The sequence below is a fragment of the Flintibacter muris genome (assembly GCF_943192995.1).
GTDB lineage: Bacteria > Bacillota > Clostridia > Oscillospirales > Oscillospiraceae > Lawsonibacter > Lawsonibacter muris.
In genome coordinates this window covers 1-2072 of record NZ_CALPCP010000104.1, presented here as the reverse complement: position 1 = coordinate 2072, position 2072 = coordinate 1, and the positions used below count along the sequence as shown (strand labels likewise).

General features: G+C 58.3%; 2 protein-coding genes. Both read left to right on the top strand.

What is annotated here, in order from left to right:
* Positions 1 to 1205: hypothetical protein (locus tag NFS22_RS23435; RefSeq protein WP_251320032.1), on the top strand; the 1205-nt coding region annotated here is incomplete at its 5' end.
* 14 nt (positions 1206 to 1219) lie between these two features.
* Positions 1220 to 1846, top strand: coding sequence for a hypothetical protein (locus NFS22_RS23430; protein ID WP_251320031.1), 627 nt, complete (start codon positions 1220 to 1222; stop codon positions 1844 to 1846).
* Positions 1847 to 2072: the final 226 nt, after the last annotated feature.

The following is a 2072-nucleotide window of genomic DNA, read 5'->3' as shown; positions in this document are numbered from 1 at the left end:
GCAAGTACAGCCAGAAAGGAGCGGCCAGCCTGCCGGAGGACGTCCTGCCCTATGTGGATTTTGATCACATCGGGCAGAAGTTTGAGGATGAGCACCCCGGACTGTTCATCGGAGGCTATTATGTGGAATATCCGAAAAAGGCAGCAGAACCAGCTTACTCTGAAAAGAACGCGTTTTTGCCGGAGGACAGCGATTGGAGCGTCAAGCTGAAGCTGGCCTCCCCTGCGGTCCCCGAGGGCGTGTGGCTCCGTCTGCCGGGATATGACGGCAAAATGGCGGAGGACGCGGACGAGGTCGTGCTGGCACTGGACGAGCTGCGGGTCAAGTCTCTGGAGGACTGCACTCTGCTGGAAGCCCGGTGCATTCTCCCCGAGGCCGGAGACCTTACGAAGCAGTATTCCAGCATTACCGATCTGGTTAGGGATGGGGATAATCTCGGCTATGTTCTGGCTGAGCAGGGTCAGGGCAAAGCGCACTGGCTGGACAAGTTTGCCGCCGCTTTGGAGTATGAAGACTGCCGTACCCTGAAATTTGCCCTGGACATCGCGCAGAACCTCCACTGCTACGAGTGGGTACCCCGTGACGGTGTAAAGGAATTTGCCGCAAACAACTTGCGCACCTATCATGTACCGGAGGAGCTGATCCAGTCCGGTAATATTGATCTGGACGCCTATGCGGAAGATCTGCTGGAGAGTTCCGGATACATGGAGGCCGGCAGTGAAACCGGCTATCTGACGCGCAACGGCAAGGAATTTGTCCGTGATTTTACTGCCCCGGCCCAGCAGGATGTGCTGAAAGCCGTCCCCATGCTGGAGAAGATGTCCAGCCAGGCCGCCCCGGAGGATGCTGCCGCAGCCAGAGCCGCCATTGCGGAGGCTCTGGCCGGGCGCGGCGAATGCGGCCTCCGGCAGCTCCAGGCGGCGATGGAATCGGAGGACTGTGCCAGTCTGGAGGAGGCGGTGGAGATCGCCGGCCGCCTGGACAGCTATGAGTTCGTAGAGATCGGCAGCTTCCGGGAGAAGGCAGAGAAAGAACTGCTGGAGAAGGGCCTGGACAAAAAGGTGATCGACCGCTGCGTCGACTTCACCGCCTACGCCGCCCTGACCCACGAGTTCGAGAGCATCTACAGCTCCAGAAATACTGGACTGTATGTCCGCCGAAACGGGGCCATGTCCCGGCCTGAGCAGGGCATGACCATGCAGTGAAAGGAAGAGGTAAATTGTTACTGATCGAGCCTGGAAAGCCCCGTGTGCGGCATTTTATCATGGGGCACATGCGAAACCCCGGATCGCCGCTCTCAAGAAAACTCCAGTCCTGTCCCGCGCTGGCCTGTATTGCCGGAAATATCCCGCCGAAAAAACTCAAGGGCTGGAACTTTTCAGATGAGTTCTATCACGCGCGGTTCAAGGAGATACGGCTTTGTCTGCACGGACTCATCGGACATGGGGCCTGTCTCGCCGCTCATGGCAGCGGTGAACAACTCCCTGCCCTGCGGGATTTTATCTGCGGTCTTGCGGCGTTTTGGCCTGACCCCTTCGAAGAGGACGATGATCCAGTGGTGCGGGAAGAACACTATGGCGCCCTCTTTGATGATGCGGTGTCCGCCGCCCAAAACGGAGTCGATGTGCCGGAACTGAGTGAGGGCAGGAAAGAAAATATTATTATCGGGCTGGAGAACTATATCATTGACTTGGCAGGCCAGTTCTCCGAAATCAATCAGGAGGCGTTGGACAGCGGGCTTGGAGCCTGTGAGTCCATCGCGGCGGGTTTCCAGGAGATGTGGACCGATCCTGTCCACACCCGGAGAGTGGAAACCATACAAACGCCCAGCCAGGTACTCACCTGAGCAGGGCATGACCATGCAGTGACTGGACCGCCAGCGGAAAGGAGTGGTGTTCCATGGGCACAGCCCATGCCAGACAATCAAGTCAATAACAATATCAGCATCAAGGGGCCGTTTTACCGAAAGGGACAAGCGGCTCCTTCGTCGTCGCAAGCTCCATATCCCTCGCTTCCGGGCGAGGCCCGAAAGCTCGCTCATTCCGCTGCTTCTCCTCTCCCCACGGGACCCG